The sequence below is a fragment of the Hydrogenovibrio sp. genome (genome assembly GCF_049975065.1).
Lineage (GTDB): Bacteria > Pseudomonadota > Gammaproteobacteria > Thiomicrospirales > Thiomicrospiraceae > Hydrogenovibrio.
This window is the reverse complement of the sequence record NZ_JBNGDN010000090.1, coordinates 1-923: the sequence shown is the minus strand read 5'-3', so window position 1 is coordinate 923 and position 923 is coordinate 1. Positions and strand designations below refer to the sequence as shown.

Sequence of the window (923 nt, the reverse complement as noted above, 5' to 3'; positions counted from 1 at the left end):
CTTTTAAACCTTGACGTTTTTCGATGGTTTCGATAAAGGCGGACGCTTCCAGTAAGCTTTCGTGCGTACCGGTGTCCAGCCAGGCAAAACCGCGTCCCATCAGCTCGACTTTTAAACGGTTTTCGTCCAGATACATCTGATTCACGGTGGTAATTTCCAGCTCGCCCCGTTTTGATGGCCGAACCTGTTTCGCCTTTTGAATCACATCGTTCGGGTAAAAATACAACCCCGTCACGGCGTAATTCGACAAAGGGCGCTCCGGCTTTTCTTCCAAACTGATGACATTTCCCTGTGCATCAAACTCGGCCACACCATAACGCTCAGGGTCTTGAACGTGGTAACCGAACACCGTGGCTTTGGACGCCTGCTTCGCATTCTGAACCGCACTGGACGTCATCAGCGACAGGTCGTGACCGTAATAGATATTATCCCCCAAAATCAAACAGACATCGGCCTCACCGATAAAGGATTCACCCAACAGAAATGCCTGCGCCAGCCCGTCGGGCGATGGCTGAACCGCATACTCGAAATGCATCCCCAGCTCCGACCCATCGCCTAACAAATTCTGAAAGCTGGTCAGATCCTGCGGCGTGGTGATGATCAGAATTTCCCGAATGCCTGCCAACATCAACACCGACAAGGGATAATAAATCATCGGCTTATCATAAATCGGTACCAACTGCTTGGAAACACCCTTTGTAATCGGATACAACCGAGTACCCGACCCACCTGCTAAAACAATCCCTTTCACTCAGACTCCAAGTCGTATTCTTACTGAACTTGATGCGCCGCCGTTATCCGTCATCAACGCAGTCATCTATCCGCTCAAATTTCAAACGCACTATGATACCAGACCCGCTACACGGCTTGGATATTTTAGCGTTTGAGTCGACTCTTCGCCTAAAAATCGTCCAGCTTAATAA

The 923-nt window shown here is 49.5% G+C and carries 1 protein-coding gene; it reads right to left on the bottom strand.

The annotated features are described in order from the left end of the window. Positions 1–751, bottom strand: a 751-nt coding sequence (gene rfbA, locus ACP5D0_RS09125) for a glucose-1-phosphate thymidylyltransferase RfbA (RefSeq protein ID WP_472365435.1), incomplete at its 3' end; no start/stop codon positions are given. Between the last annotated feature and the right edge of the window lie 172 nt (positions 752–923).